Below are 26,547 nucleotides of genomic sequence, written 5' to 3'. Positions count from 1 at the left end.
ACAGACAAATTGTGGTGGAGCCAGGCGGGATCGAACCGCCGACCTCCTGCATGCCATGCAGGCGCTCTCCCAGCTGAGCTATGGCCCCACGATCGGGAGCGCGAAAGTGTAGTGTCGGCCTGCAACAACGTCAACACCGCTTCTGCGTTCCCCGCTCGCGCCGTCCGTTCCGTGGAACGTGTCAGCCGGTGGCGCCGGCCTCGTCGCGATCGAGCCGCGCATCATCCGGATTTCGCTGCAGACTTGCAACCCCGTGGCCCTGGTCGCGCAGGTACTGCAGCCACTTGCCGAGAAAGGTGTTCATGCGCATGCGGTGGTCGACCACTTCCGCCGGCGGCGGAAACATGCCGATCACGTCCTGCCATCGACGGCCGACATAACAATGCGTGGCCTCCACCTGCCCCGCATCCCGGTACAGACGAAGATACGCCGACGGATCGGGCTCGCCGGTGGCCGGATCCACCATCGTGTAACTCAGCCTGAGCTCGCTGGTATAGGCGTGGCGGGCCAGGACCTCCAGTCGCACGGCGAGTACGCCCGGCGGTGCCGACAGGTAGCTGCCTGGCTCGAGGCCGGCCGGCTCGAAGAGCTGGGTCAGGCGGGTGTGGTTCTCGGCGTACAGCGCCATCAACCAGCCGAAACGGCCCAGTGCGGGCAGGCGGGGACGGCGATTGATGACGTTCTGCATGCCTGGATGCTACACGCGGCGCAGTGAATCCGGCTGCACTTCACCAGCGCCTGCGAGGATGCGCGCGATTCAGTACATCACCCGTTCGATACCCAGCGTGGACATCACCTTGCTCGAGATTTCCTCGATCGAGGTATGGGTGGTGCTGAGCAGCGGAATGCGCTCAGCGCGGAACAACGCCTCGGCCGCAGCGACCTCGTGCCGGCAGGTTTCGAGCTTGGCGTAGCGCGAGTTCGGGCGGCGTTCCTGGCGGATCTGCGCCAGGCGGACCGGGTCGATCGTCAGGCCGTAGAGCTTGGCGCGGTGCGCGCGCAGCCGGGGCGGCAGCCGGTCGTGCTCGAGGTCTTCCTCGGTGAGCGGATAGTTCGCGGCGCGCACCCCGTGGTGCAGGGCGAGGTAGATGCAGGTGGGCGTCTTGCCCGCGCGCGACACCGCCACCAGCACGACGTCGGCCTCGTCGTAGTTCACGGACATGCCGTCGTCGTGGGTCAGCGCGAAGTTCATCGCATTGATGCGGCGGTGGTAGGTATCGAAATCCACCATCCCGTGCGCGCGCCCGACCCGGGATTCGCGTGACTCCAGCAGTTCGCGCTCAAGTGGTTCGATGAAGGGAGCGAACACGTCCAGCACCAGCGCCCCGCTCTCGCCCAGCGCCTGGGCGAGATCCTGGTCCACGCAGGAGCTGACCACGATGGGTCGCACGCCCATCGCCTCGCCGCGCGCGCGGATCAGCGCGGCCACCTCGCGCGCGCGCTCGACGCTGTCGACGAACGGAATGCGGTTGGTGCTGAACTGCGTTCCACTGAACTGGGTGAGCAGGCTGTGGCCGATGGTCTCGGCAGTGATACCGGTGCCATCGGAGACGTAGAACACGGGACGCGTGGCGGACATGCGGACTCCGGCGAGCGGCGTGAGCGCCCTTTGCGCCCGGAAGGCTAAAATACCCGTTCCACACCGGGCCTGCCCGGTCACTCCCCACGATCCACGCGACACGGAGTCTCACTTGAGCGCGAACATCCTGTGGCTGCACGACCTTCGCCTGACCGATCTGGCCCAGGTCGGCGGCAAGAATTCGTCCCTCGGCGAAATGATTGGCAACCTCGCCAAGCTCGGCGTTTCGGTCCCCGGCGGGTTCGCCACCACGGCCGATGCATTCAAGGCGTTCATCGCGCACAACAACCTGCACCAGCGCATCTTCGACCGGCTCGCCATGCTCGACGTGGAGGACGTCGGCGCGTTGACCGCCGCCGGACGCGAGATCCGCAGCTGGGTGATCGAGGCGCCGCTGCAGCCGGACCTGGATGCCGACATCCGCACCGCCTACCAGACGCTCGCGTCGGAAAACGGCGGCGGTGACATCGCGGTCGCAGTGCGCTCGTCGGCCACCGCCGAAGACCTGCCCGACGCGTCGTTCGCCGGCCAGCAGGAAACCTTCCTCAACGTCACCGGCGACGAGGATGTGGTGGTCAAGGTCAAGGAAGTATTCGCCTCGCTGTACAACGATCGCGCCATCGCCTACCGCGTGCACCACGGCTTCAAGCACGAGGACGTGTTCCTGTCGGCCGGCGTGCAGCTGATGGTCCGCTCGGACGTCGGCGCCTCGGGCGTGTTGTTCACGCTCGACACCGAGTCCGGTTTCCGCGACGTGGTCTTCATCACCTCGAGCTTCGGTCTGGGCGAGATGGTGGTCCAGGGCGCCGTGAATCCGGACGAGTTCTACGTCTACAAGCCGACGCTCAAGGCCGGCAAGCCGGCGATCCTGCGTCGCTCGATCGGCAGCAAGCAGCTGCGCATGGTCTATTCGGACGTGCCCGGCGAACGCGTGCGCACCGAGGACACGCCCGAAGCGCAGCGCAACACCTTCTCGATCAGCGACGAGGACGTGCACGAGCTCGCGCGCCAGGCGCTCACGATCGAATCGCATTACGGCCGTCCGATGGATATCGAATGGGCCAAGGACGGCGTGAGCGGCAAGCTGTTCGTGGTGCAGGCGCGCCCGGAAACGGTGAAGTCGCGCGCGAAGGCCACGCAGATGGAGCGCTTCCACCTCGGCGCCCGTGGCGACGTGGTGGCCGAAGGCCGCGCGATCGGCCAGAAGATCGGCGCCGGCGTCGCACGCGTGGTGCGTTCGCTCGACGACATGAACCGCGTGCAGCCCGGCGACGTGCTGGTCGCCGACATGACCGACCCCGACTGGGAGCCGGTGATGAAGCGTGCGTCGGCCATCGTCACCAACCGCGGCGGCCGCACCTGCCATGCCGCGATCATCGCGCGCGAGCTGGGTGTGCCGGCGGTCGTGGGCACCGGCAATGCGCTCGACCTGATCGAGGACGGCAAGGACGTCACCGTGAGCTGCTCGGAGGGCGATACCGGCTACATCTACGACGGCATCCTCGAGTTCGAGCGCATCACCACCGATCTGTCGTCGATGCCCGAAGCGCCGCTCAAGATCATGATGAACGTCGCCAACCCCGAGCGCGCCTTCGACTTCGGCCAGCTGCCCAATGCCGGTATCGGCCTGGCGCGCCTGGAGATGATCATCGCCGCGCATATCGGCGTGCATCCCAACGCCTTGCTGGAATACGCGAAGCAGGATGCGGCGATCAAGGCGAAGATCGACGAGAAGACCCGCGGCTACGCCGACCCGGTGAGCTTCTACGTCGACCGTCTGGCCGAGGGCATCGCCACCCTCACCGCGTCGGTCGCGCCGCATCCGGTGATCGTGCGCCTGTCGGACTTCAAGTCCAACGAGTACGCCAACCTCATCGGCGGCGCGCGCTACGAGCCCGAAGAAGAGAACCCGATGATCGGCTTCCGCGGCGCCAGCCGCTATGTCGATCCGTCGTTCTCCGACGCGTTCGCGCTGGAGTGCAAGGCGGTGCTCAAGGTCCGCAACGAAATGGGCCTCGACAATCTCTGGGTCATGATCCCGTTCGTGCGCACGCTGGACGAGGGCCGCAAGGTGGTCGAGGTGCTCGAGGCCAATGGCCTCAAGCAGGGCGAAGCCGGCCTGAAGATCATCATGATGTGCGAGGTGCCGTCCAACGCGTTGATGGCAGATGAATTTCTCGAGATCTTCGACGGCTTCTCGATCGGCTCCAACGATCTCACCCAGCTCACGCTCGGTCTGGACCGGGATTCGTCGGTGGTCGCGCATCTGTTCGACGAACGCGACCCGGCGGTGAAGAAGCTGTTGTCGATGGCGATCAAGGCCGCGCGCGCCAAGGGCAAGTACGTCGGCATCTGTGGCCAGGGCCCGTCGGACCATCCCGATCTCGCGCAGTGGCTGATGGACGAGGGCATCGAGTCGGTCTCGCTCAATCCCGACACGGTGGTCGACACCTGGCTGCGTCTCGCGAAGTCGAAGGCCGCGTCCGCATCCTGAGATGACGTGCGCTTAATGTCGCGTCGGCGAAGCTGACGCGTCTCCGAAGCCCCGCTCCGGCGGGGCTTCGTGTTTTTCGCGCACGCGTCGTGGCGCTCAGGAGGGTCTCACGTGTTTGAACTCGGAAACGTGCACTGGAACCAGCTGCTGGTGCTGTGGGGCCCCACGCTGCTCAAGGCCGCCGCAGTGCTGCTGGTGGGCCTGTGGCTGTCGCGCAGGCTCACCGCGATGGTGCCGCCGGCGCTGAGCCGGTTCGGCTTCGATCCGATGCTCGGCAATTTCCTGCGCAACGTCGCCTACATCGCCGCGGTCGTAATTGTCGTGGTGGCCGCGCTCGGTACGCTCGGCGTGCAGACCGCGCCTCTGCTCGCGGTGATCGGCACGGCGGGTCTCGCGATCGGCCTGGCGCTGAAGGATTCACTGTCCAATATCGCGGCCGGGGTGATGCTGGTCACCCTGCGTCCGTTCAAGGTGGGCGATGTGATCACCGCAGCGGGCCAGACCGGCACGGTGCGCGAGGTGCGCATCTTCCAGAGTGTGATCGAAGGGCCTGACAAACAGCTGCACACCATTCCCAACAATCTCATCACCACGTCGGTGATCACCAATCTCACGATCCAGGGCATCCGCCGGGTCGAACTCGTGATCGGCATCGGCTACGGCGACGACATCGATCTGGCACGCAAGGTGGCGCTAGACCAGGTCCGGAGCGACCCGCGCGTGCTCGAGGAACCCGGCGCCGATGTGGTCGTGTACGAGCTCGGCGACAATGCGGTGAATCTCGGCATCCGCTGCTTCGTCAAGGCGTCGGACTGGTTCGGCACCAAGACCACACTGCTGGAGCGGATCAAGACCGCGTTCGATGCCGCCAGAATCAACATCCCCTATCCGCAGCGCGACACGCATCTCTATCTCTACGACGGCGACGGCCAGCGCGCCTCCCTGTCCGCCGCGCCCCGCACGGCACCCGCGGCGTCGAACGACGCCGCCGCCTGAGCGTCGCGGCTCAGAGGCCGGACAGCGGCCCCATCGAACGGCGGTAATGGCGCAGTTCGTCGATCGAATCGCGGACGTCGCTGAGCGCCGTATGCGCCGCGTGCTTGGTGAATCCACCGAGCACCTGCGGCGCCCAGCGGCGCGCGAGTTCCTTCAGCGTCGAAACGTCCAGGTTGCGGTAGTGGAAGAACTTTTCGAGTGCGGGCATCTGCCGGTGCAGGAAGCGACGATCCTGGCAGATGGAATTGCCGCACATCGGCGAGCGCTTCGGCGCCACCCACTTCGCCAGGAACTCCAACGTCCGCGCCTCCGCCTCGGCAAGGCCGACGCCCTCCTCCAGCGAACGCCGCCACAAGCCCGAGCGTGTGTGCTGGCTGCGGTTCCAGTCGTCCATCGCTTCCAGCGTGTCGAGCGCATGCGCGATCGCCAGTTCCGGGCCTTCGGCCACGACGTTGAGCTGGGCGTCGGTCACCACCGTCGCGATCTCGAGGATCTGGTCGTGGTCGGTGTCGAGCCCGGTCATCTCCAGGTCGATCCAGATCAGCCTGCCATCGTCGAGCGTATCGGTCATGGTCGTTCGCGTTCGTGGAAATGACGGCGCATGATAGCCCAGCCGCTCCCGACGCCTGGTCCGCCGTGCTCCCTTCACAGATGCTCGCAAGTCCCGCCATGACCCACTACACCATCCTCACCGCGATGCTCGCGCCCGCCTTCTTCCTGACCGCCACGGCCGCGCTGCTGGCCTCGGCCAATGCACGCCTGGCACGGGTGATCGACCGCACCCGCGCGCTGCTGCGCGAGCTCGCCGACGACGAGGGGCACGAGCCCGACGATCGGCGCATCCTCGAAGACCGCATCGCGCTGCAGCGTCGGCGCAGCCGGATCATCCTGCGTGGCAGCCAGCTGCTGTACGTGGCGATCAGCTGCTTCGTCGGTACCAGCCTGACCGTCGCCGGCGACGCGGTCCTGGATCACCGCTTCGGCGCCGCACCCACCCTGCTGGCCGCTCTGGGCGTGCTGGCGCTGTTCGCGTCCAGCCTGCTGCTGGCACGCGAGGCCTCGATGGCGGTGCGCGCGGTCAACGAGGAAATGGACGACGCGCACCGTCGCGCCAACCGGCGCAGCCCGCTGATCTAGGCGAACGTCAGCGCGGCGGCAGGCCGCGCTTGCGTCGAAAATAATTGGTCAGCATCGGCCCGGCGAGCTCGGCGAGCACACCGCCGCTGACCTCGACCCGATGGTTGTGCCGCGGATCGCCGAGCAGGTCGAACACACTGCCCGCCGCACCGGTCTTGGGGTCGTGCGCACCGAACACGACACGGGCGATCCGCGCATGCACCATCGCCATCGCGCACATCGCGCACGGCTCCAGCGTCACCACCAGCGTGCAGCCGACCAGCCGATGGTTGCCGAGCACGCGCCCCGCATGACGCATCGCCACGATCTCGGCGTGCGCACTCGGATCGTGCTCGGCGATGTTGCGGTTCCAGCCCTCGCCGATCACGGTGCCCGACGCATCGACCACCAGCGCGCCGACCGGTATCTCGTCGTCCTCGCGCATCGCGCGCTCGGCCAGCGCCAGCGCACGTTGCATCCAGGCACGTTCGATGTCCGGCGACGGCGGCGCGATCGGCAACGACGACATGACGGCTCAGCGCGACGCCCGGATGTCCGCGGCATACGCGGCCACGAACGCCGCCAGCTGCCCGCGGACCTTTTCATCCTGCAGCGTGCCGTCGGCATCGAAGGCCTGCCCGGCGCGCGAGACCAGCAGGCGACCGCCGGCCCAGTGCCGGCAGCCCAGCGTGCGCAGCACCGGCAGCCAGGCGTTCTGCGCGAGGATCGTGCCGAAGCCGCCCGGTGATGCGCCGATGACCGCGACGGGCCGGTCGCCGAACAGCGCGGGAATGCCGCTGCCGGGACGCGACAGCCAGTCGATCGCGTTCTTGAACACGCCCGGGATGCCGTTGTTGTACTCGGGCGTGACCAGCAGCAGGCCGTCGCTGCCGAGCACCCGCGCCTTCAGCGCCTCGACGGCCTCAGGACTCCCGTCGCGCGCTTCCACGTCGCCGTCGTAGAGCGGGATGCCGTGCAGCGTGGCCACATCGATCGTCACGCCCTCGCCCGCCGTCTCCTGCGCCGCGCGCAGCAGGCCGGTGTTGTACGACGCAGCGCGCAGGCTGCCGGAGATACCGAGAATCCGGGGCATCGAGAAGGTCCGCAGGCCGTGGCGCGCGACACCACGCCGCCGCCCGCGGCGACTGTACCGCAGACCGACGACGTCACGCCGGCGCCTCGGGTGCGACGCGGCGGTGCCAGGGCCCGGCGCGCCACTGTTCCGCCTCCTGCCGGATCGTCGCGCGCTCGGCCGCATCCAGGCGTTCCAGCGCACGCACCTGCCTCCGCGTGCGCGGGTTGGCGTCCAGCAGCGCTTGGTGGCGCAGCATGAAATCCCAGTACAGGCGCGTGTACGGACAGGCCTGCGGCCCGGTGCGCAGCCCGGGATCGAACGGACACCGCCGACAATAGCTGCCCGCGCTCATGCGCTCGATGTAGCGCCCGCTGGCGATGTAGGGCTTGCTCGACATCAGGCCGCCGTCGGCGTACTGGCTCATGCCGAGCACGTTGGGCATCTCCACCCACTCCACCGCATCCACGTACACGGCCAGGAACCAGCGGTGCACCTGCGCCGGCGCCACGCCCAGCAGCTGCGCGTACAGGCCGATGACCATCAGCCGCTGGATATGGTGGGCGTAACCGAGGTCGAGCGTCTGGCGCAGCGCGTCGGCCAGACACGGCATCGGCGCATCGCCGGTCCAGTAGAAGCCGGGCAGATCGCCGGTGGCCTGCAACGCATTCGACTCCGCGTAGCGCGGCATCCGCGTCCAGTAGACCCCGCGCACGTATTCGCGCCAGCCGAGGATCTGGCGGATGTAGCCCTCCGCCGCCGCCAGCGGCACGCGTCCCGCGCGCCACGCGGCCTCCACGGCGTCGACCACCTCGCGCGGGCGCAGCAGCTTGAGGTTCAACGCAGACGCGAGCTGCGAGTGCCACAGCCACGGCGCCTCGGGCCACAGCGCATCCTGCCAGCGGCCGAAGGCCGGCAGGCGCTCGTCGACGAAGCGCGCCAGCGCATGCAGCGCCTGCGCCCGGGTGACCGGCCAGGCGAAGTGGTCCAGCCCGCCGGGATGGTCGGCGAAACGCGTACGCACCAGTTCGAGCACCTCGCGCGTGATCGCATCCGGTTCCACCTGCGGCGGTGGCGGAATCGCCCCCGGCCCCTGCACGTCGAACGGCGCGCGGTTCTCGGTGTCGAAGTTCCAGCGACCGCCCACAGGCGCTTCGCCGTCCATCAGCACGCGGTGCTGGCGACGCAGATGGCGGTAGAAGTTCTCCAGCCGCAACTCCGGCTGCATGCGCGCCCAGGCCGCGAACGCGCGCACGTCGCTGTAGAAGTGCCGGTCCGGTTCGATCTCCAGGGGCACCCCCGCTGCCGTCGCGGCATCCCGAAGCGCCTGCAGCACGCGCCAGTCACCGGGTGCGGTCAGCCGGACGGTCTGCGGCTGGAGATGCGTGAGCGCCGCGACCAGTTCCGCGCCCAGCGCGCCGCGATTGTCCGCATCGTCGAGTGCCCGGTAATGCACCGTCCACCCGTCCGCACGCCGTTCCTGTGCGAAGTGCCGCATCGCACTCAGGAACAGCGCGGTGCGCATCTTCGTCGACCAGACGTGGGTGGATTCCTCGGCGACCTCCGCCATCCAGATCGCATCGCGCGCCGGATCGCAGCCGTCGAAGGCGGCCCCCAACGGGTCGAGCTGGTCGCCGAGCACGACGACCAGATGGCGGACCGCGCCCTCAGTCATCGCGTGCGGCGCCGGCCGCCCCGACCGCGCCCCTGTTGCGACGGCAGCGCTCGGAGCAGTAGCGCACCGCGTCCCAGGTCTTGGCCCACGCCCGGCGCCAGGTCATCGTGCGGCCACAGACCGCGCAGGGCTTGCTCGGCAGATAGGACTTGTTGCCTGCGAATTCGCGATTGCGTGGAGGCGCCATGCTCGGGCCGCGTGGCTGGTCGAAAGAGGTCACCATGATGCACACGATGACCGCAGCGCGTCGCGCGCCTCGAGACGGGCCGCTGGCGGTCTTCGCGGCACGCCGTCTGAGCGTCACCTCGCGCCAGCTCGCTGCCCGGCCCAGGCCTGGACCGCATCATCCCCCCACGCCTGCACGTCGGGCGTTCTGCAGCGCGATCCGCTGACGTCGCGGCTGGACGCGCCTGCGGCGCACGTCACGCGGGCGGCAGGCGACGCTGGACGGCATCGCCGGTACCATCCACCTCCATTCGACGCGGGCGTCGCCGTGCATACGGCCGCGCCGCGCAGCGTCCACGCCGTCCACATCCGAGCCGCGCCGCATGACCACCGAGCCGATCCACACGTTCCGCATCGTCCCCTCGCCGCAGGCGCGCCAGCAGGCCGACCGCGAAGCGATCCTCGCCGATCCCGGCTTCGGCACCCACTTCACCGACCACATGGTGGCCATCGACTGGACCGTCGACGCGGGCTGGCACGATGCGCACGTCCGCCCCTTCGGCCCGCTGACGTTCTCGCCGGCCGCTGCCGTGCTGCATTACGGGCAGGAGATTTTCGAAGGCATGAAGGCCTTCCGTCATGCCGACGGCTCCATCTGGACCTTCCGTCCCGACGCCAACGGCCGGCGCATGCAGCATTCCGCGCGCCGCATGGCACTGCCGGAACTGCCGGTGGACCTGTTCGTCGAATCGATCCGCCAGCTGGTGCGCACCGACCAGGACTGGGTGCCGGGCGGCGGCGAATCCAGCCTGTACATCCGGCCCTTCATGATCGCCAACGAGGATTTCCTCGGCGTGCGCCCGGCGCGTCGCGTGGCCTACTACGTGATCGCGAGCCCCGCGGGCGCCTACTTCAAGGGCGGCATCAAGCCGGTGTCGATCTGGCTCTCGCGGGACTACGCCCGCGCCGGGCGCGGCGGTACCGGTTCGGCCAAGTGCGGCGGCAACTACGCCGCCTCGCTGCTGCCGCAGCGCGAGGCCGTCGCCAACGACTGCGCCCAGGTGCTGTTCCTCGATGCGGAAACGAACACCTACGTCGAAGAACTGGGCGGCATGAACGTGTTCCTGGTGCAGAAGGACGGCGGCGTGATCACGCCCGCACTCACCGGCAGCATCCTCGAAGGCATCACCCGCGACAGCGTGATCCAGCTGCTGCGCGACCGCGGCCACACCGTGACCGAACGCCGCGTCGAGATCGGCGAGTGGATCGAAGGCGTGCGCTCGGGCGAGATCGCCGAGGTCTTCGCCTGCGGCACCGCCGCCAGCATCTCGCCGATCGGCGTGCTCAAGGGCCACGATTTCAGCGTGGGCGATGCGGACGCGCCGCCGGGCGAGGTGACCATGGCGATCCGCAGGGACCTGCTCGACATCCAGTACGGCCGCGCGCCGGACCGGCACGGGTGGTTGTCGCGTTTGGTCTGAGCAAAGGCCTCAAGCCAAAATCAGACGGCCCGCAACGCCGGCTGTTGTCGTCGCGAGTGACGAGAAGGAACCGAACCTCACACCGCTATAGCGAGTCGGGATGGCGGCGGGCAGAAAGTGAACCGGGAACTGTTATTCCCTACTGCCGACCCCTCGGACCACGCTGCATCTCACATCACGTTCGTCGACTCACGGGATTAGCCGCGCCGCCCGCAATTTCGCGAACAGCGCATGGAAGGCGTCTTCGGTTGGCTGATAAGCGGTGAAGCCGAGCCGTCGACTCTTGCCCATATCGGTCACGACCTCGATCGGCCGGCCCAGGTCGGCATCGGTGTGCCAGGGTGACGAGATGCGATCCAGATGAGGTTCCGCCAGGCCTTCGCGTTCCGCGATCTTTCGCCACAGGGCTGCGTCGCCCGCCATCTGGTCCTGCAGCGGACGCACGACGCCGTCGAAGGGCGCCGGCTCCAACCCGAACCAGGTCGCAATTCGGCTCCACATCCACTGCCAACGAAACACATCGCCATTGACGACGTTGAAGGCTTCGTTCCGGGCGTCGGGTGTCGTTGCCGCCCACAGCAGGTGGCGGGCCAGCAGACCTGCATCCGTCATGTCGGTAAGCCCGTTCCACTGCACTGCCGAGCCCGGAAAACGGAACGGGCGTCCGGTCTCCCGGCAGAGCGTCGCGAAGGCGGCCAGCGTCGTCCCCATGTTCATCGCATTGCCCACGGCCATGCCGATGACCGTGTGCGGTCGATGCACGCTCCACGAGAACCCGTCGCGTCCAGCCGCGGCGAACACTTCGTCCTCCTGGGCGTAATAGAAGTTCTCGACATCGAGCCGGCCCTGCTCCTCGCGAAACGGTGTCTGCGGCAGCGTGCCCTGTCCATAGGCCTCGAACGGCCCGAGGTAGTGCTTGAGCCCGGTCACCAGCGCGACATGCCGCGTGCTCCCGCCCGGCCGAAGCCCATCGAGCAGGTTGCGGACCATCGCACCGTTGACGCGGATGTTCTCGGCCTCGGTGTTCTGACGCAGCCACGTGGTGACGAACACCGCATCGGGCCGGATATCCGCAAGCGCCGCAGCAGTCGATGCACGATTCTGCAGGTCGGCCGAGACCGGACGAACGCCTGCCATCGGGCCGGGGCGCCGGGACAATCCGTAGACGGTCCAGCCTTCGGACAGCAGCAGATCTGCCGTCGCACTGCCTACGATGCCGCTGGCGCCTACCACCAATGCATTTCGGCTCATCGTCAGGTTCCCGTTGGGAGGTGAGCGGCTATCCGTCCGACGCTCACGCGAGCGCGGTGCAGCAACCGCGGAGCGTCACCATAACCCCTACAGGGTGCAGGGCCGCGGACAGCATCAGAACGATCTGTTGGAGCGCGGAGTCCGGTGTGAACTCAGCTTCCGCCTGCCGGCGCAGAACGGTGGGGAGACGCAACGGACGCGTCCTGAATCCGCCGAACCACTAGCCGACTGATATGTTATGTCATAACATAGCGTTCAATCGCTGGAACGACCGCGATCAGCGCCAGGCAGCCGAGTTCCGAAGCGCCTGCAGCGCCGCCCCCCCCCATTCCCCAGGTAACCCGATGCTTCCTGCCGCGTCCGCCGGACCGACGTCCCGGCTGCTTCTCGTGCTCGCATTGCTCGCTCTGCTTGTATCCGGCCCGACGTCTGCACAGCCGACGCAGAAATCCGCGTGCTTCGATGCGGGCACGCTGTCGCCCGCGCTGCAGGCCAGATCCGAAGCGCTGCTTCTGGACGCGCTGGACAGCGAGCATCTCTACACGCTGGCCACGGGCCTCAAGCCGATGAGCGCGGGATTCTTCGGTGCCCAGGTCGCGATGAGCGCTCCGGACATGGCGGCCGAGCAGGCGCAACGCGTCCTCGACGACCATGCCGATGCCGACCTCTCGCGCCTCGATGCGACCGCCCGCACCGATCTCGAGACCGCGCGCGCAGTGCAGGCGCGCATTGCCGCGCTCCAGGAGATCGAGGACGTACGCACCATCCTCGCCACCTGGCGCTGCGGCGGACAGATCCACGCGGACCTGGTGCATTACGCGAACGCGCGAGGCGGCGAACGTACGCTCCATGCGGTGGTGTTCGCGCTTCCGAGCGTGCGCCGGTTGATGGTCGACAAGGCGCCGTTCTTCTCCCGCTGGGGATTCACCGCCTCCACCAGCCCGGTGGAGATCGTCAACACCATCGAGTACTCCCGCGACGCGACGCGGTTCGCCGGCTACGGCTATCTGTTCGGCTATCCCGACGACGCGGTGCATTTCTTCGCCACAGCGGCCACGTCGCAAGACGTCACGGGCACATTCGTCGTGCGCGATTTCCGCGCCATTCCCACGTTCCAGCGCGACACGGGCCAGTTCACCTACGCAGTCGCGAAGGGCGCCGACGAGACCGCAGCCGACGGTGCGCTGAAGGCGCGGGCAGCCCGCATTCTCGGCGCCTACAAGGCGCGCCGCGCGCAGTACATCGGCGAGGGCAAGCCGGGCGCGGCGGCCCTGGTGCGCGACTGGTTCTGTCCCAGCGACGACCACTGCGACCCCTCCGCCGCCGCGCTCTAGCCCGACCCCACCCCACCTGGAACCGGGCGCGCACGCGCCCGGTTCGTATGACACGCCCCATCCTGGAGTTCCCATGTCCTACAGCCCCCGCCGCCGAGCGCGGACCTTGCTGCTCGCGAGCGCGATCGCAACTTCGCTTTCCGCCGCGCTGCCCTCTCTGGTGCTCGCCCAGCAGACGACCCCGGACGTGCGCCCCTTCGACATCGGCGAGCACCCGCTGGGTGTCGCGCTCGAGATGTACAGCCGCCAGTCCGGGCGTCAGGTCGCGACGCCAGCGGATCTGCAAGGTCGCTCGTCTGCCGTTCGAGGGTCGTTCGACAGCGATGTCGCGCTCTCCCGACTGCTGCGCGGTACCGGCTGGCGCGCCGTCGCGGGGGCGGACGGACGCTATCGTCTGGTCCCGACACAGATCGACGGCGTTGCTGCCGGCTCTGTGACCGCCCCGCTGTCTGTCGAAGGCGTCGGTGGCGACAACCCGAGCTTCCAGGGCAGGACCGCATATGACCAGCGCGACCTGCAGTCCATTCCCGCCAGCCATGGCCAGATCACAAGCCTCTTGAGGCTCAACCCCGCGGTCCAGCTTGATGGTGGGGCGAGTACCAGCAACCGGCCAGGCGATCTGAAGCCCGCAGACATCAGCATTCATGGCGCCGCGTTCTGGCAGAACCTGTTCACGATCGATGGCATGTCGGTCAACAACGACATTAACCCCGCCAACCGTCAGTTCCAGTCTGTCAATTCTTCATCAACCGAACTGCACGGCAACTCCAGCCAGGGCATCGCGTTGGATGTCAGCCTGGTCGAACGTGTCGACGTGTACGACAGCAATGTGCCAGCCGAGTACGGCGGCTTCAACGGCGGCGTGGTGGATGCGATCACCCGGATACCCAGCCAGGAGCTGCACGGCAGTCTTTCGACAACTCATACACGCAGTGCATGGGCCCAGTATCACCTTGACGACTGGAAGAAGAGCGAGTTCTTCAACACGCCGGCCATTGCCGACGGCTATGTGCGCAACCAGCCGGAGTTCGATACCACCACGTGGCGCGTAAACCTTGAAGGCCATCTCACCGATACCTTCGGCTTGCTGGGCAGCTTTACCCGCAAGCACTCCGATATCTACAACCAGCGAAGGCTCAACCAGTCGATGGAGGATGCCGGCGCCACGCTGCCGACGTTCACCAACGTGTTCCGCCGGATCGACAATTACTTCGTCAAGGGCGTGTGGGCGCCGACCGACCGATTCATGCTCGAAGCGGTAGTCACTCATGAGCCGCAACAGGGCGAGTACTTCAACCGCAATGCGCTCGACGGCGAGTTCGTCATGGAGGAAGGCGGCAGCAACGTCGGCGTCACCGCGATGTTCGAAGGCGATCGTGTGGTGCAGACACACAAGCTCAACTGGTCGTCGCTGGAGCATTCGCGCACCGGTGGCCCGGGCTGGTTTGCCCGCTGGTGGCATTCGCCAGAGATCAGCTGGGGTCAGCCGACTCCGGGTGGGCTCGCGCTGTACGGCACGTTCGGCGATCTGCACCAGGAGCAGGAGAGCGTCGGTTATCAGGGCAAGTTCGAATGGGCGCCGGTCGACATGTTCGGCGGCGCGCACCGTTTTGCGGTCGGTATGGGCCTGTCGCAAACCAAGGCGTTCTATCAGCGTAAACAGCAGTTCACCGACCACGGCATCGGTGCGCTGCGGCCCACGCGCACCTGTATCGATGCCAATGGAATTGCTGATACCCGGCATTGCTCGACCTCTCCGGTCACCTTTCCTGGGTGGAGAATTGCGGCCGCGGCCGGTTTCCGACCGGGCGATGGGCAATACGCAAATCAGGTCTGGCTTTACGAAGCCGGGCGCTTCGATGTCGAGCAGAACGCGTGGACCCTCTGGGCTGAAGACGACATGCGCCTCGGACGCGCCCGCATCCGGGCGGGCCTGCGCGTTGATGGCGACGACTACACCGACACCACGACGGTGGCGCCGCGCGTCGCATTCGAGTACGACTTCGCCGAGGACGGCGGGAGCCAGCTGACTGCCGGCATCAACCGCTACTACGGCCGCAATATCTTTGATCGCGCGTTGCGCGTGGGCCGTGAATCGCTCGAGTACACCATGTCGCGCGGACCGGACCTGGTTTGGCGGGATCCGATTCCGGCCGCCCTCAACTCGACCGTGCTCAACAACCTCGACGTGCCCTATGACGACGAGTGGACCTTGGGCTTCCGCCAGATCGCCTGGGACACGGCGTTCGACCTCAAATACGTGAAGCGCAAGGGCCGAGACCAGGTCGTCACTGTCCGCCGTGGCGGCCCGGTCGCCGACCCCACCGTCCGCCAGACCTTCCACTACGCCTACGAGAACATCGGCCACAGCGATACCGACAGCGTGTCGCTGGCGGTACAGCCGTTACAAACGTTCGAGCTTGGCGGCACCAACACAAATGCGCGGTTCATCGCGAACTGGACGGACGTCTATCGCTCCCACGTCGATCCTGAAGGTGCGCGTTTCGGCGACAACTTCCTCATCGAGTACAGGGGCCAGGTGATCCGTTACAACGAACGACCTGTGGAGAACTTCGCGCGCCCATGGACGGCGCGCATTGTGACGCAGACCATGATTCCCGCCCTGAACCTCACAGTGGGCAGCTTCCTGAGCTGGCGGGGCGACTACACCGCCGCGCGTGACACTGGCGCAACCACGGAATTTGACGGCAGACAGATCAGCATCTATGCGCCGCGCGACTTCGGTACCACGATGACCTGGGATCTGCGTTTTGCCTGGCAGAACACCATCGGTGTGAAGCAGGAAACACTGTTCGCGAACCTCGACGTCACCAACGTGCTCAACCGTCGCAACGTCGCGACACACATGGACGACTGGGCAGGCGGCTACGAGGAATTCGAACTGGGCCGCCATTTCCAGCTCGAACTCGGCTATCGCTTCTGACGCGCGGTCACTGAACCTGCGCCTCCGGATGGTCTGCCGTCCGGAGGCGCGACGCACGAAACCGCCCTTCGGCAATTCCTTCCCGCACACGATCGATCCGTCATGACATCAGCCGCCACCCTCACCGCGCACGGCCTGACCCCCTGGGCCATGTTCCTGCAGGCCGACCTCGTGGTGAAGGCGGTCATGGTCATCCTGCTGCTGGCCTCGGTGTTGACGTGGACGGTCATGCTGGCCAAATCGCGCGAGCTGGCGCGCGTGCGCCGCGCCCTGGTCGACGCGGGCAAGGACGCCGGGCAATCGCAGCGACTGCTGGATCTGGCCGACACACCGTCGATGCCGCACGGCATCGCGCGCGATCTCTTCGATGCGGCGCGCCACGAGCTCCAGCTCTCCGCCGGCATCGAGTCGCACGCGGGCATTCGCGAGCGGGTCCAGTCGCGGCTGGAGCGACTGGAGCTGGCGCATGTCCGTGAGCTCCGCACCGGCATGGGCGTGCTCGCGACGATCGGTGCCACCGCGCCCTTCATCGGCTTGTTCGGCACCGTGTGGGGCATCATGAACAGCTTCGTCGGGATCGCGGAATCGGGCACCACCAATCTGGCGGTGGTGGCGCCCGGCATCGCGGAAGCGCTGCTGGCGACCGCACTGGGCCTGGTGGCGGCCATTCCGGCCGTCATCGTCTACAACCATTTCGCCCGCGTGTTGGCCAGCGTGCGCGGCGCCATGGGCGATCTCTCCGCCGCGCTTCAGCAACTGGTATCGCGTGATCTCGATCGCGCCGCACAGGACCGCTGACATGGCCATCCGGACCGCCGCCGACGACGCGGACGACCTCGACGCGCTGCACGAGATCAATGTCACGCCCTTCATCGACGTGATGCTGGTGCTGCTGATCATCTTCATGGTGGCCGCGCCGCTGGCCACCGTGGACCTGCCCGTCGAACTGCCGGCGAATGCCGCACCACCACAGCCCCGAGAACGCGAGCCGCTGTTCATCACCGTACAGGCCGACCTGCGCATCTCGGTCAACGAACAGCCCGTGGCGCGCGCGGCCATCGGCCCCACGCTCAATGCATTGACCGGCGGCGATCGCGACGAAAGGCTGTTCCTGCGCGCCGACCGCAGCGTCGCCTACGGCGAACTGATGGAAACGATGAACGCCCTGCGCGACGCGGGCTATACGAAGGTCGCCCTGGTCGGGGTGGAGCGTCCGCCCGGATGAACCCGGGCACACGTGGCCGCCCGCAATGGACGCGGTACTTCCTCGCCGCGCTCGCACTGCACGGGCTGGTGCTCGCTGCCTCGCTGGCTGTGCACCAGGCCAGCCCCACGGCAGCGGAGACCGCCATGGATGCGCTGCTCGTCGAACTCGCGCCCGCGCCACACGCGCCGCCTGCCCCACCGCGCGACCTGGCGCCTGGCCCGGTGCAAGCCCAGTCCGAGCCGCGCCCTGCGCCCGCCCCGAGCCCGGAGCCTGCCGAAACACCTCCTGCACCCACGCCACTGGTCGAACGTGTGGCTCTGGACAACCCAGCCGTCACCGACCGGGCGCAACAGCCGGCGTCAGCGACGGCCTCACGCGAACCGGCACGCGATGCGGCCGAGGCCACGGCCCCACCCAGCGTCGACGCGCGTGTGCACGAGACCATGGCCGCCCCTCGCGACATGTCGGGCGATCGTCAGGCATCAGTTGAAAGCTGGCACGGCGCGCTGTTGGCGCACCTCAAGCGGCACCGCCGCTATCCCCGTCTGGCCGAGCGGCGCAACGAACAGGGCGTCAGCTATGTGCGCTTCGAGGTCGATCCGCTCGGCCAAGTGTCCGGCCCCGTCGTTGCCAGAAGCAGTGGGAACGCACTGCTCGACACTGAAGCGCTGGAGACGGTGCGGCGCGCGTCGCCGGTCCCGCCCCCGCCCGAGCCTGGGGCGGGCGGCATCGAGACAGTCGTCGTGCCCGTGGAGTTCTATCTGGCGCGTTGACCGAGCGGCGTTGACGATTCGGAAATGAACCTGGAACCGATAGCTTCTGACACGGCTCGGCAGCGCATTCGGTAGCAGCTCCTTACTCGCCGCAGCAAAGTGGCAGCATCTTCGACACGAAGTCTTCGGAGCATTCGACTTGCCATGGCGACGATGCAACCCGTTAATGAGTGAAAATCGCGAGATCTCGCTCAATGCCCTCGGCAAAAGCGGAACTCCCTCTCCGCCTTGAATGATGTCGCACAACGGATATGCCCTACCCGGTCACCGCGCGGGATGGGGAAGTCGGCATGTACTTTGCGTGCAGCGCCATCGCGAAGGCCGCAGGGAGGCACCGTTCGGCCACAATGACCGAAGCGGAGGCACAAAAAAAAAATGTTCCCCGAACGCGAAATGCACTTCGCGATCCACAGGCATAAGAGAGGCGCTTGAGCCAGCATGCGGCATGGCAGTCTCCTAGTGGCGAACAAGCCGCCTCGTTGAACTAGGTGGCGGACGGTGCGGGTTGGCGTACCGGATCTAGGGCCGGCGGCCCAAAGGCCCCGCGCACCATCCGCCATGGCTGGCAGCCAGGTCCGAAAATTGCTGAACCCTGTAAAGCGCTGGGCATCGTAACCGATCAGCGCTTTTGCTCGTCTAGATTCGGGACGCCAATCCCTCGTTAAAACAAAGCCCCGCTAGCGGGGCTTTGGTCGTCGGCGCTTTGGTGAGGATTCTAGCCCTCGTCCCCACAGTGTTGATAGGTGAAATGGCCGTGACAACGACCACATCGTAGACTGGCGCACAAAACAATAGCTGTAAGGGCATGTGCCGTCAGCCCGTCAGATTTACTCTCGAGAACCTAAGCTCACCTTATTTCGCCAGGTAAAATCGGTGCTCTGTGAGAATTGCAAAACTACTTCGACCATACCTCGGAGAGTGTTTCAGCCTGCTTCAAAACTAGCTCCACAGCATCAGATTGTTTGTCAGGCGGATACTTCCAACGTTGTAACGTACGCCGCACCAGAATTCGTAGCTTGGCGCGCACACTCTCTCGTACCCGCCAATCTACCGTCGTGCTGCTGCGAAGCTTTTCGGTGATCTCGACGGCGATCTTCTTGAGAGTGTCGTCACCTAGTTCCCGCACCGCGCTTTCATTGTTAGCCAGCGCATCGTAAAAGGCGATCTCGTCCGGATTCAGTCCTAGCGCCGCTTCACGCTCCAGCGCAGCCTGAAAGTCCTTGGCCATCTGGATCAACTCTTCGATTACCTGCGCCGTCTCTATCGCACGGTTGTGGTACTTGCGCAGTGCTTCCAGCAGGCGGTCACCGTACTTCTTCTCCTGCACAACATTGTTTCGCGCGCGGGCCTTGATCTCGTCGCGCAGCAGCTTTTCCAGCAACTCCACCGCCAAGTTGCGAGCCGGCATGCTGCGCACATCTTCCAAGAATTCGTCCGACAGCAGGCCGATGTTGGGCCTGTCCAGGCCCGCCAGAGCGAAGATGTCCGCCACGCCATCGGCCACGATTGCGTTGTCCAGAATCTGCTTAAGCGCGCTGTTTTTGTCCGCGTCTGAACGTTTGCGGTCCACCGTGGTGAACTTGACGATAGCAGCCTTGACGGCGGCAAAGAAGGCAATCTCGGTGCGCAGGGTGGCCGCTTCATCAAGCGTGCTGCACAGGGAAAACGCCTTGCTCACGGACAGCATTGCGTCGAGAAAACGCTGCTTGCCGTCCTTCAAGCCCAGGATATGGTTGGCCACCGGCACCAGCAGCTGCATCGCTTTGGTTTCAAACCCGCTGTAGTCGAAGCCATGCATTAGCCCGTGCAAGATGTCCAGCTTCTCCAGCAGCACAGCTAGAGCCTCGGCCGCGTTGTGCGCAGGGTCGCCCTTGCCCTTGGATTCGGTGTAGGTCTTGAGCGCCGCTTTCAGTTCGTTGGCAATGCCGATGTAATCCACCACCAATCCACCGGGCTTGTTGCGGAACACCCGGTTGACGCGGGCAATGGCCTGCATCAGGTTGTGGCCCTTCATGGGCTTGTCTACATACATGGTGTGGCAGCAGGGCGCGTCGAAGCCAGTCAGCCACATGTCGCGCACGATCACCAGCTTCAACGGGTCTGCCGGGTCTTTGAAGCGCTTTTCCAGGCGTTTCTTCACCTGCTGGCTGTATAGGTGCGGCTGCAGCAAGGGCTTGTCCGCTGCCGAGCCGGTCATCACTACCTTGATTGCGCCCTTCTCCGGGTCGGCATCGTGCCAGTCCGGGCGCAGGGCGACGGTGGCGTTGTACAGCTCGGCGCAAATGTCACGGCTCATGCACACGATCATCGCCTTACCTTCCAGCGTGGCCGTGCGCGTCTCGAAGTGCTGCACCAAGTCGGCAGCCACCTGTTCCAAACGCGGCTGCGCGCCGACCAGCTTGGTCAGCGCAGCCCAGTCGCTCTTGGTCTTCTCGCGGGCAGTGATGTCTTCCTCGTCCTCGATGACCTCATCTACTTGGGCATTGAGTGCGTCGATCTCGGCCTGGTTCACGTCCAGCTTGGCCAGGCGGCTTTCGTAGAATATCGGTACCGTGGCGCCATCGTCCACCGCGTCCTGAATGTCGTAGATGCTGACGTAATCGCCGAACACCGCCCTCGTGTCTTTGTCTTCCAGGGCGATGGGGGTGCCGGTGAAACCAATGAAGGTGGCGTTGGCCAGCGCGTCGCGCATGTGCTTGGCGTAGCCAAATACGTACTTGCCGGTCTTGGTATCCAGTCGCCCTTTCATGCCGTACTGGCTGCGGTGCGCCTCGTCGGAAATCACCACGATATTGCTGCGATCCGACAGCAGCGGGTGCTGTTTCTCATCGTCCAACAGGGCAAACTTCTGCACCGTGGTGAAGATGATGCCGCCAGCCTCGCGCGAAGCCAGCATCTCGCGCAGTTCCTCGCGGCTGCCAGCCTGCACCGGCGTCTGCCGCAGCAGGTCTTCGGCGGCGCAGAACGTGCCAAACAACTGCCCGTCCAGATCGTTGCGGTCGGTCACCACCAGCAGCGTGGGGTTTTTCATCTCCGGCTGCTGCAACAGCTTGCCCGCGTAGCAGGCCATGGTGATGCTCTTGCCCGAGCCTTGCGTATGCCACACCACGCCAGCCTTGCGGCTGCCGGGCCGCACTTCCTTGCCATAGGTGGCACGCGGCTCCTGCACTTCCAGCACGCCTTTGTTCGGACTGCTGGCGGCGATCACCGTGGCCTTCACCGCCTCGCGCACCGCATGGAACTGGTGGTAGCCCGCGATCTTCTTGACGATGTGGTCGGCATCCTGTTCGAACAGCACGAAGTGGCGCACGTAATCGAGAAACAGCGTAGGTGCGAAGAACCCGCGCACCAGCGTCTCTAGTTCGAACTCCAGCAGCGGTCGGTCGTTTTCATTAGCGATTGCCCGCCAGGGCTGCATGCGCTCCTGATTAGCCGTAAGCGACCCCAACCGCGCCGTGAAACCGTCGCTGACCACCACCGCCACATTGGTGTTGAACAGGTCGCCGATCTCTTCCTTGTAGGTCTGGATCTGGTTGAAGGCATCCCAGCTGTCGGTCTGCTCGTTGGCTGGGTTCTTCAGCTCGATCACCGCCAGCGGCAGGCCGTTGACGAAAGCCACCAAATCCGGACGGCGCGGCTGCTTGGTGCCGGCAACGGTGAACTGGCTGACCAACACGAAGTCGTTGTTGCGTGGGTTGGCGAAGTCGATCAGGTTGACTAGGTCGGTGCGCTTTTCGTCGCCTATGGAGAACTCGACCGGAATGCCAGCCAGCAGCAGTCGATGCACATGACGGTTTCGTGCAATCAGCAACGGCTCGCTGACCGTCAGAAGCTCGTGTGCCGCCTGCTCTAGCGCCGCAGCGGGGATGCGCGGGTTGATGCGGAGGAGCGCGACCAACAAGCGTTCGCGCAATACGGCCTGACGATAGTCGGAGCGAGCAGGTTGGTCTCCGTCGGGCGCAATATCAGGGCCCTGTGTGTACGTCCAACCGAGACTCCCGAACCATACAATGCAGAGGTCTTCGAGTTGTTGTTCAGTAATCATTTCCCCTCCGCTACCTGCTGCTTCACCGCATCCATGATTTGTTCGACCACCTCGTCGCGTAGTTGCGATGGATAGCCGTTCTTCCGCAACGTGACTCGGATAACGTTGCGCATTCGAGCCTGAGCGTCTTCGCGCTTGTCCCAATCCACAACTTGGTGTTTGGAAATATCGTGGGACAGCTCGCTAGCAATCAAAGCGATACGTCCTGGTTCCACTTGCTGCGCGTCAGGGTGCGCACGCAAGATGGCATCAATGTTGAATGAAGTCTGCTCCGTATCAATAATGGGAGCCTCCACAACATCAACAGCTGGGACAGGGAGCACTTGATCAACTTGAGTGGAAGTCAAGCGCTCACGCTCTACAGCTCGCGCAAGACTAGCTTCCTCTTCCGCTTCGGCCGTTGTGATATTGCAATAATCAGATGCGCCGATCAGATCCGGAAAGAGACTGGCATGGTGCACGTTCATCCGCCGAAGGTGGCGCAAGCAAGCTTCACGACCTTCATTACGTACATAAATCTTGCAAATATATCGAGCCAGTAAGTCTGGCTGATCTTCCTCCGATGCGGAGCGCAACTCCTCATCGTCAAAAGCCTCATCGTCCGCTAAGACATTCGCCAGCTTGTTTTCTATCGTGGCGTCGTACGGAGAGAAAGTGAACAGCCCAGCCTGATTAACCAACCTCCCGTAACTGTCCTTGCGTGGCTCCCAAAGCCGAATGCCTGTCTCGTCCTGATGCTCCAGAATAAAACTCTTGTTGAGCACGTAGACGACACGATACGGGTTCTCTTCTTCATCTTTGCTGTCAGGCTTGGCAAATGCGAAAAACAAAGCGACATAGGGGGAATAGGTCCAGTCAAGCAAAGGAGTCATCAAGCCGTGATGCTGGCCAATAGACCAAAGCTCGTCATCTTCTTCTAAGAGGCTGTTATCGCTAAGTCGACCTCGAATCGCGCGTTTGAATCGCTCAAGCTGAGTTGCTGCCAGATTTTCAGTTACGATACCATTTTCTGATAAACGACCTAAAGTCGGCATCAAATTCCAGTCAGAGCGTCGTTGACCCCGAAAAATCAATTGCGTTGCGGGTCGATTAAAGAAAGAATTCTCCAGTAATTCCGTATAGTCCCGCCAAGATTCTAATCGAGTTACAGGGATGCGGCCGCTACGCTCGTCAGCCATAACTTCAAAGTATTTATTTCCATTATCCCAGACTGGAATTTTATTAAAATAATCAATTCGCTGCTTATCGGGGAAGCTGCTCTCTTGCTGAGTCATTGACTTTCCTCATCACTGGGATCAGAAGGAACAATCAATTCGCCATAAAGGAGCCTGGGAAGAAATGCATTGCGTATTTCTGCTAGCCGGGAAGATTCTTTAACTCTCGCAACGAGTTGTTCAAACAAAGGGGTCACGGCTTTAACAAAGCTATCAGTCAAATCCGATCCGGGATAGATCACCGGCATGGGGCGAAATGCTTTCTTACTGATTTCCATAAAGGTAGAACCATTCGCTTGACCTTTGATTTGATCCATATTTTTTTGGCACCACATGAGAAAATACAAAGGCGGCAATTTTCCGCCAGGCAGAATTGCGATGTACCCCTGATTGATCGCAACCGGTATTTGCGTGATTGCCAAGTATCCGATAGGGGCGCGCGAAGACATCAGCAGCGTTCCCTTGGGAAGCAAACCAGAACCAATGCGCGACAAGCCTGCGCTGCTGATCCTTCTTTCTGTCGTTAATAGAACTGGAGATTGCGCCCCAGACAAGTCTTTGGGAGAGGTCCAGAAGTGCTCTGGTGGGTTCCAGTAGGACTCATTTTTGGTATCGGGTGTGGCACCACCGGCGATCTCCACCATTTCGCCAATCGTCGAGGCCTCCCACCCTTTCGGAATCTCCCCCAACTCCGACTCCTCCATTGCATCCGGAAACAGGGCGGCGGCGGCGGCCAGTTGGTCGTGCTGCTCGCGGGGCATTTGGTCGAGTTCGGCGTCGGTCTTGCCGCTGATGGCACGCATGGCCGCGCGTAGCGGCTCCTGACCTTGTTCGATGGCCGCGATCTTGGCCCTGACCGGGTCGAAATCGACAAACCAGGACTTGAAGATGGCTTGCGCGATGGCTTCGAGGGTTTGGTCGATGCGGCGGTTAAGAGCGGTCAGCCGATCAAAGGAGGAGATGTACTCAGCAATAGTTTCCTGTGAATCAAGTTCTTTTATTATCGGATGCGCTTCTTCGACGAATCGGTTGAACTGGAAATTTGCAATGCCAGTCGATTGATTCTCAAATTCAGCTATTTCTCCGGACTGGTGAAGCGATTCAATTTGCAGGACGATAAAACCAGGATCAACCTGCTTTGAGTCAAGCCTCAACAAACGGCAAAAACTTGCGGGAATGACCTTGCCTCCCAGACTCTGCAAAATCTCGCCAGTTACAAGAAGAGCTCTTCCTGTATGTTGGCCGCTTGCCGCGCTGCCACCTGATACTTCAATGACAATATCCCCGACTCGTAGGAGTCGACTCCTGACCTTCGACTCAGACTCATAGCGAAACGGCACAGAAGAGTGATCGCCGATCCTCAACTTTGGGATGTCTGTTCCGCGAATCACCGCAACGCATTCTTTCCCCGCTCCGGGCTGCTCATCTCCCCATCCTCCACCGATGGCGTAGAGCATTAGTTGCTCCAGCGACTTAGATGCCATATCCCAGTCCCGCCAAGTTCTTTTTGATTTCTGTTTCCAGCTGCGCACTCTCCGCGAACTGTTCCATCAGTTGCGCGGTCAGGCGCTGCATCTTTTCGGCAAAGGGTTCGCCATCGTCTTCCTGCTCGGCCGCGCCCACATAGCGCCCTGGCGCTAACACATGCTCATGCTTGCGCACTTCTTCCAGTGAGGCGGATTTGCAGAGGCCGGGCAAATCCTCGTACCCCTCGCCCTGCTGCCAAGCATGGAAGGTATCTGCGATTTTCTTGATGTCGTTCAGGGTAAAGTCGCGCAGCACACGGTCCTTCATATAGCCCAACTGTCGGGCGTCGATAAACAGGAATTCGCCGCGCCGATCACGCTTCTTTTTGTCCAGCGCGAAGCCGTTCTGCTTGTCGCGGGTCAGAAACCAGATGCAGGCGGGGATCTGGGTGTTGGTGAACAGTTGGCCAGGCAGCGCAACCATGCACTCGACGTAGTCGTCCTCGACCAGCCGCTTGCGGATTTCTCCCTCGTTGTTGGTGTTGGAACTCATGGAGCCGTTGGCCAGCAGCAGCGCCAAGCTGCCGCTGGGTGCAAGGTGCCAGAGCATGTGTTGCAACCAGGCGAAGTTGGCGTTGCCCTGCGGAGGTGTGCCGGCGATCCAGCGGAGGTCGTTGGCCATCTTTTCGTTCCACCATTCCTTCATGTTGAAGGGTGGGTTGGCCATGACGAAGTCGGCGCGCAGGTCCGGGTGCAGGTCGTTGAGTAAGGTGTCGGCCGGACCGCCGCCAAAATTGAAGTCGATGCCGCGAATGGCCATGTTCATGGCAGCCAGCCGCCAAGTGGTGGGGTTGCTCTCCTGTCCGTAGACACTGATCTGCCCGCTCTTGCCATTGGTGGCCTTGCCGCCGTGCTGTTCGATGAACTCTTCGCTTTGCACGAAGAAGCCGCCTGAACCCATCGCGGGGTCGTATACGCGCCCTTTGAACGGCTGGAGCATTTCCACGATCAGAGTGACGATGCTCTTGGGTGTGTAGTACTGGCCGCCCTTCTTGCCTTCGGCCAGGGCGAACTGGCCGAGGAAGTATTCGTAGACGTGGCCGAGGATGTCCTTGGATTTCAGGTCCAGCGGCTGGCCCATGTACTCTTTGGCGCTGAAGTCGGTATCCGAGAAGTGGCTGATCAGCCCGGCCAATTTGCTGGAATCGAGCTGCACGCGGGCGAAGTCCTTGTTGAGCACGTTCTTCAGACGTGCGTTCTCGCGCTCGACGGCTTCCATGGCATTATCGATCAGCCAGCCGACCGAGCGCATTTCTTCCGGCACATCCTTGCCGGGCTTGCTCCACGGCAGCGCCGCCTTGGGAGGCAGTTGTGCACAGTCGCGCAGGATTTGCCAGCGAGCCTCTATCGGCACCCAGAACACGTTCTTCTCGGTGTAGTAGTCGCGCACTTCCAGTTCGGCGGCGATGTTTTCCTCGTACTCTTGCGTGCCCACGCCGCCGTATTCGTCCGGGTCCATGTAGTAATCATGGTCCGAGTTGGTGAACTGTTCGCGCAGTTCACGCTGGCGCTCCTCGAAGGCATCGGAAACGTACTTGAGGAAGATCAGACCGAGCACGACGTGCTTGTACACGGAGGCATCGAGGTTGGAGCGCAGCTTGTCGGCCGCGGTCCAGAGTTTCTTCTCCAGGTCATTAAAAAACTTCTGCTCATAAGACTTCATAATCGATATGAC

At 64.0% G+C, this 26,547-nt stretch carries 21 protein-coding genes and 1 tRNA gene; 9 read left to right on the top strand and 13 right to left on the bottom strand.

Features of this window, described 5'->3' with window-relative positions; genetic code table 11:
- Window positions 1-12: 12 nt before the first annotated feature.
- The 3 genes from H0E82_RS16185 to ppsR all read right to left on the bottom strand — a co-directional run bounded on the left by H0E82_RS16185 (window position 13) and on the right by ppsR (window position 1,579).
- Window positions 13-88: transfer RNA gene (locus H0E82_RS16185), tRNA-Ala, on the bottom strand.
- Window positions 89-181: 93 nt separating this feature from the next.
- On the bottom strand, window positions 182-688 hold the full coding sequence (locus H0E82_RS16180) for a DUF1249 domain-containing protein (RefSeq protein ID WP_180546471.1): 507 nt from the start codon (window positions 686-688) through the stop codon (window positions 182-184).
- A 69-nt stretch (window positions 689-757) separates the two neighbouring features.
- The gene (gene ppsR, locus H0E82_RS16175; protein WP_180546470.1) at window positions 758-1,579 is read right to left on the bottom strand and encodes a posphoenolpyruvate synthetase regulatory kinase/phosphorylase PpsR; all 822 of its coding nucleotides are present in this window, start codon (window positions 1,577-1,579) and stop codon (window positions 758-760) included.
- A 112-nt stretch (window positions 1,580-1,691) separates the two neighbouring features.
- On the opposite strand from ppsR, the gene ppsA reads away from it, so the two are divergent.
- Both ppsA and H0E82_RS16165 read left to right on the top strand, forming a co-directional pair.
- The gene (gene ppsA, locus H0E82_RS16170; RefSeq protein WP_180546469.1) at window positions 1,692-4,073 is read left to right on the top strand and encodes a phosphoenolpyruvate synthase; all 2,382 of its coding nucleotides are present in this window, start codon (window positions 1,692-1,694) and stop codon (window positions 4,071-4,073) included.
- Between the two features lie 111 nt (window positions 4,074-4,184).
- Entirely contained in the window at window positions 4,185-5,069 is an 885-nt protein-coding gene (locus tag H0E82_RS16165; protein ID WP_180546468.1) for a mechanosensitive ion channel domain-containing protein, read from the top strand.
- Window positions 5,070-5,079: 10 nt separating this feature from the next.
- Here the strand turns inward: H0E82_RS16165 and orn are convergent, their stop codons facing one another.
- Window positions 5,080-5,640, bottom strand: a complete 561-nt coding sequence (gene orn / locus H0E82_RS16160; RefSeq protein WP_180546467.1) for an oligoribonuclease — start codon at window positions 5,638-5,640, stop codon at window positions 5,080-5,082.
- A gap of 98 nt (window positions 5,641-5,738) precedes the next feature.
- Here orn and H0E82_RS16155 point away from each other — a divergent pair, with 98 nt between their 5' ends.
- Window positions 5,739-6,206, top strand: coding sequence for a DUF2721 domain-containing protein (locus H0E82_RS16155; RefSeq protein ID WP_235974343.1), 468 nt, complete (start codon window positions 5,739-5,741; stop codon window positions 6,204-6,206).
- Between the two features lie 7 nt (window positions 6,207-6,213).
- On the opposite strand, the gene tadA is transcribed toward H0E82_RS16155, so the two are convergent.
- The 4 genes from tadA to H0E82_RS16135 form a co-directional block, all read right to left on the bottom strand.
- Window positions 6,214-6,714, bottom strand: coding sequence for a tRNA adenosine(34) deaminase TadA (gene tadA / locus H0E82_RS16150; RefSeq protein ID WP_180546466.1), 501 nt, complete (start codon window positions 6,712-6,714; stop codon window positions 6,214-6,216).
- 6 nt (window positions 6,715-6,720) lie between these two features.
- Window positions 6,721-7,278, bottom strand: a complete 558-nt coding sequence (locus H0E82_RS16145; protein ID WP_180546465.1) for an NADPH-dependent FMN reductase — start codon at window positions 7,276-7,278, stop codon at window positions 6,721-6,723.
- A 73-nt stretch (window positions 7,279-7,351) separates the two neighbouring features.
- The gene (locus tag H0E82_RS16140; protein WP_180546464.1) at window positions 7,352-8,932 is read right to left on the bottom strand and encodes a cryptochrome/photolyase family protein; all 1,581 of its coding nucleotides are present in this window, start codon (window positions 8,930-8,932) and stop codon (window positions 7,352-7,354) included.
- Window positions 8,925-9,119, bottom strand: a complete 195-nt coding sequence (locus H0E82_RS16135) for a DUF2256 domain-containing protein (protein ID WP_180546463.1) — start codon at window positions 9,117-9,119, stop codon at window positions 8,925-8,927. The genes H0E82_RS16140 and H0E82_RS16135 overlap by 8 nt, the downstream gene beginning before the upstream one ends.
- Window positions 9,120-9,480: 361 nt before the next feature.
- Here H0E82_RS16135 and H0E82_RS16130 point away from each other — a divergent pair, with 361 nt between their 5' ends.
- Entirely contained in the window at window positions 9,481-10,578 is a 1,098-nt protein-coding gene (locus H0E82_RS16130; protein WP_180546462.1) for a branched-chain amino acid aminotransferase, read from the top strand.
- A 189-nt stretch (window positions 10,579-10,767) separates the two neighbouring features.
- On the opposite strand, the gene H0E82_RS16125 is transcribed toward H0E82_RS16130, so the two are convergent.
- The gene (locus H0E82_RS16125) at window positions 10,768-11,829 is read right to left on the bottom strand and encodes an SDR family oxidoreductase (protein WP_180546461.1); all 1,062 of its coding nucleotides are present in this window, start codon (window positions 11,827-11,829) and stop codon (window positions 10,768-10,770) included.
- Between the two features lie 344 nt (window positions 11,830-12,173).
- Between H0E82_RS16125 and H0E82_RS16120 the strand changes: the two genes are divergently transcribed.
- The 5 genes from H0E82_RS16120 to H0E82_RS16100 all read left to right on the top strand — a co-directional run bounded on the left by H0E82_RS16120 (window position 12,174) and on the right by H0E82_RS16100 (window position 18,087).
- Entirely contained in the window at window positions 12,174-13,163 is a 990-nt protein-coding gene (locus H0E82_RS16120; RefSeq protein WP_180546460.1) for a hypothetical protein, read from the top strand.
- Between the two features lie 73 nt (window positions 13,164-13,236).
- Window positions 13,237-16,107, top strand: a complete 2,871-nt coding sequence (locus H0E82_RS16115; protein WP_180546459.1) for a TonB-dependent receptor — start codon at window positions 13,237-13,239, stop codon at window positions 16,105-16,107.
- Between the two features lie 102 nt (window positions 16,108-16,209).
- Entirely contained in the window at window positions 16,210-16,905 is a 696-nt protein-coding gene (gene exbB / locus H0E82_RS16110) for a tonB-system energizer ExbB (RefSeq protein ID WP_235974342.1), read from the top strand.
- Between the two features lies 1 nt (window position 16,906).
- The gene (gene exbD / locus H0E82_RS16105) at window positions 16,907-17,332 is read left to right on the top strand and encodes a TonB system transport protein ExbD (RefSeq protein ID WP_180546458.1); all 426 of its coding nucleotides are present in this window, start codon (window positions 16,907-16,909) and stop codon (window positions 17,330-17,332) included.
- 125 nt (window positions 17,333-17,457) lie between these two features.
- Window positions 17,458-18,087 carry an energy transducer TonB gene (locus H0E82_RS16100; RefSeq protein ID WP_180546457.1) on the top strand — a complete coding sequence of 210 codons (630 nt, stop codon included), beginning with the start codon at window positions 17,458-17,460 and terminating at the stop codon, window positions 18,085-18,087.
- Between the two features lie 895 nt (window positions 18,088-18,982).
- Here the strand turns inward: H0E82_RS16100 and H0E82_RS16095 are convergent.
- Genes H0E82_RS16095 through H0E82_RS16080 form a run of 4 tightly spaced genes read right to left on the bottom strand, consistent with a single transcriptional unit; the run spans window position 18,983 to window position 26,535 of the window.
- The gene (locus H0E82_RS16095) at window positions 18,983-22,132 is read right to left on the bottom strand and encodes a type I restriction endonuclease subunit R (protein ID WP_180546456.1); all 3,150 of its coding nucleotides are present in this window, start codon (window positions 22,130-22,132) and stop codon (window positions 18,983-18,985) included.
- Entirely contained in the window at window positions 22,129-23,406 is a 1,278-nt protein-coding gene (locus H0E82_RS16090; protein WP_180546455.1) for an FRG domain-containing protein, read from the bottom strand. The genes H0E82_RS16095 and H0E82_RS16090 overlap by 4 nt, the downstream gene beginning before the upstream one ends.
- Window positions 23,403-24,803 carry a restriction endonuclease subunit S gene (locus H0E82_RS16085; RefSeq protein WP_180546454.1) on the bottom strand — a complete coding sequence of 467 codons (1,401 nt, stop codon included), beginning with the start codon at window positions 24,801-24,803 and terminating at the stop codon, window positions 23,403-23,405. Before H0E82_RS16085 ends, H0E82_RS16090 begins: the two co-directional genes overlap by 4 nt.
- Window positions 24,804-24,819: 16 nt before the next feature.
- Window positions 24,820-26,535 carry a class I SAM-dependent DNA methyltransferase gene (locus H0E82_RS16080; RefSeq protein ID WP_180546453.1) on the bottom strand — a complete coding sequence of 572 codons (1,716 nt, stop codon included), beginning with the start codon at window positions 26,533-26,535 and terminating at the stop codon, window positions 24,820-24,822.
- Window positions 26,536-26,547: the final 12 nt, after the last annotated feature.

It is taken from the genome of Luteimonas deserti (assembly GCF_013425765.1).
GTDB lineage: Bacteria > Pseudomonadota > Gammaproteobacteria > Xanthomonadales > Xanthomonadaceae > Luteimonas > Luteimonas deserti.
Note: the sequence above shows the minus strand (reverse complement) of the source record. Positions and strands in the feature narration are given on the sequence as shown.

Bases quoted from the DNA above. Each gene is read 5' to 3' on its own strand.
- exbB (WP_235974342.1), top strand. From the start codon at position 16,210: ATGACATCAGCCGCCACCCTCACCGCGCACGGCCTGACCCCCTGGGCC.
- H0E82_RS16180 (WP_180546471.1), bottom strand. From the start codon at position 688: ATGCAGAACGTCATCAATCGCCGTCCCCGCCTGCCCGCACTGGGCCGT.
- H0E82_RS16115 (WP_180546459.1), top strand. From the start codon at position 13,237: ATGTCCTACAGCCCCCGCCGCCGAGCGCGGACCTTGCTGCTCGCGAGC.
- H0E82_RS16145 (WP_180546465.1), bottom strand. From the start codon at position 7,278: ATGCCCCGGATTCTCGGTATCTCCGGCAGCCTGCGCGCTGCGTCGTAC.
- orn (WP_180546467.1), bottom strand. From the start codon at position 5,640: ATGACCGATACGCTCGACGATGGCAGGCTGATCTGGATCGACCTGGAG.
- H0E82_RS16100 (WP_180546457.1), top strand. From the start codon at position 17,458: ATGGATGCGCTGCTCGTCGAACTCGCGCCCGCGCCACACGCGCCGCCT.
- H0E82_RS16085 (WP_180546454.1), bottom strand. From the start codon at position 24,803: ATGCTCTACGCCATCGGTGGAGGATGGGGAGATGAGCAGCCCGGAGCG.
- H0E82_RS16125 (WP_180546461.1), bottom strand. From the start codon at position 11,829: ATGAGCCGAAATGCATTGGTGGTAGGCGCCAGCGGCATCGTAGGCAGT.
- H0E82_RS16090 (WP_180546455.1), bottom strand. From the start codon at position 23,406: ATGACTCAGCAAGAGAGCAGCTTCCCCGATAAGCAGCGAATTGATTAT.
- H0E82_RS16120 (WP_180546460.1), top strand. From the start codon at position 12,174: ATGCTTCCTGCCGCGTCCGCCGGACCGACGTCCCGGCTGCTTCTCGTG.
- exbD (WP_180546458.1), top strand. From the start codon at position 16,907: ATGGCCATCCGGACCGCCGCCGACGACGCGGACGACCTCGACGCGCTG.
- tadA (WP_180546466.1), bottom strand. From the start codon at position 6,714: ATGTCGTCGTTGCCGATCGCGCCGCCGTCGCCGGACATCGAACGTGCC.
- H0E82_RS16095 (WP_180546456.1), bottom strand. From the start codon at position 22,132: ATGATTACTGAACAACAACTCGAAGACCTCTGCATTGTATGGTTCGGG.
- H0E82_RS16080 (WP_180546453.1), bottom strand. From the start codon at position 26,535: ATGAAGTCTTATGAGCAGAAGTTTTTTAATGACCTGGAGAAGAAACTC.
- H0E82_RS16155 (WP_235974343.1), top strand. From the start codon at position 5,739: ATGACCCACTACACCATCCTCACCGCGATGCTCGCGCCCGCCTTCTTC.
- ppsR (WP_180546470.1), bottom strand. From the start codon at position 1,579: ATGTCCGCCACGCGTCCCGTGTTCTACGTCTCCGATGGCACCGGTATC.
- H0E82_RS16135 (WP_180546463.1), bottom strand. From the start codon at position 9,119: ATGGCGCCTCCACGCAATCGCGAATTCGCAGGCAACAAGTCCTATCTG.
- H0E82_RS16140 (WP_180546464.1), bottom strand. From the start codon at position 8,932: ATGACTGAGGGCGCGGTCCGCCATCTGGTCGTCGTGCTCGGCGACCAG.
- H0E82_RS16130 (WP_180546462.1), top strand. From the start codon at position 9,481: ATGACCACCGAGCCGATCCACACGTTCCGCATCGTCCCCTCGCCGCAG.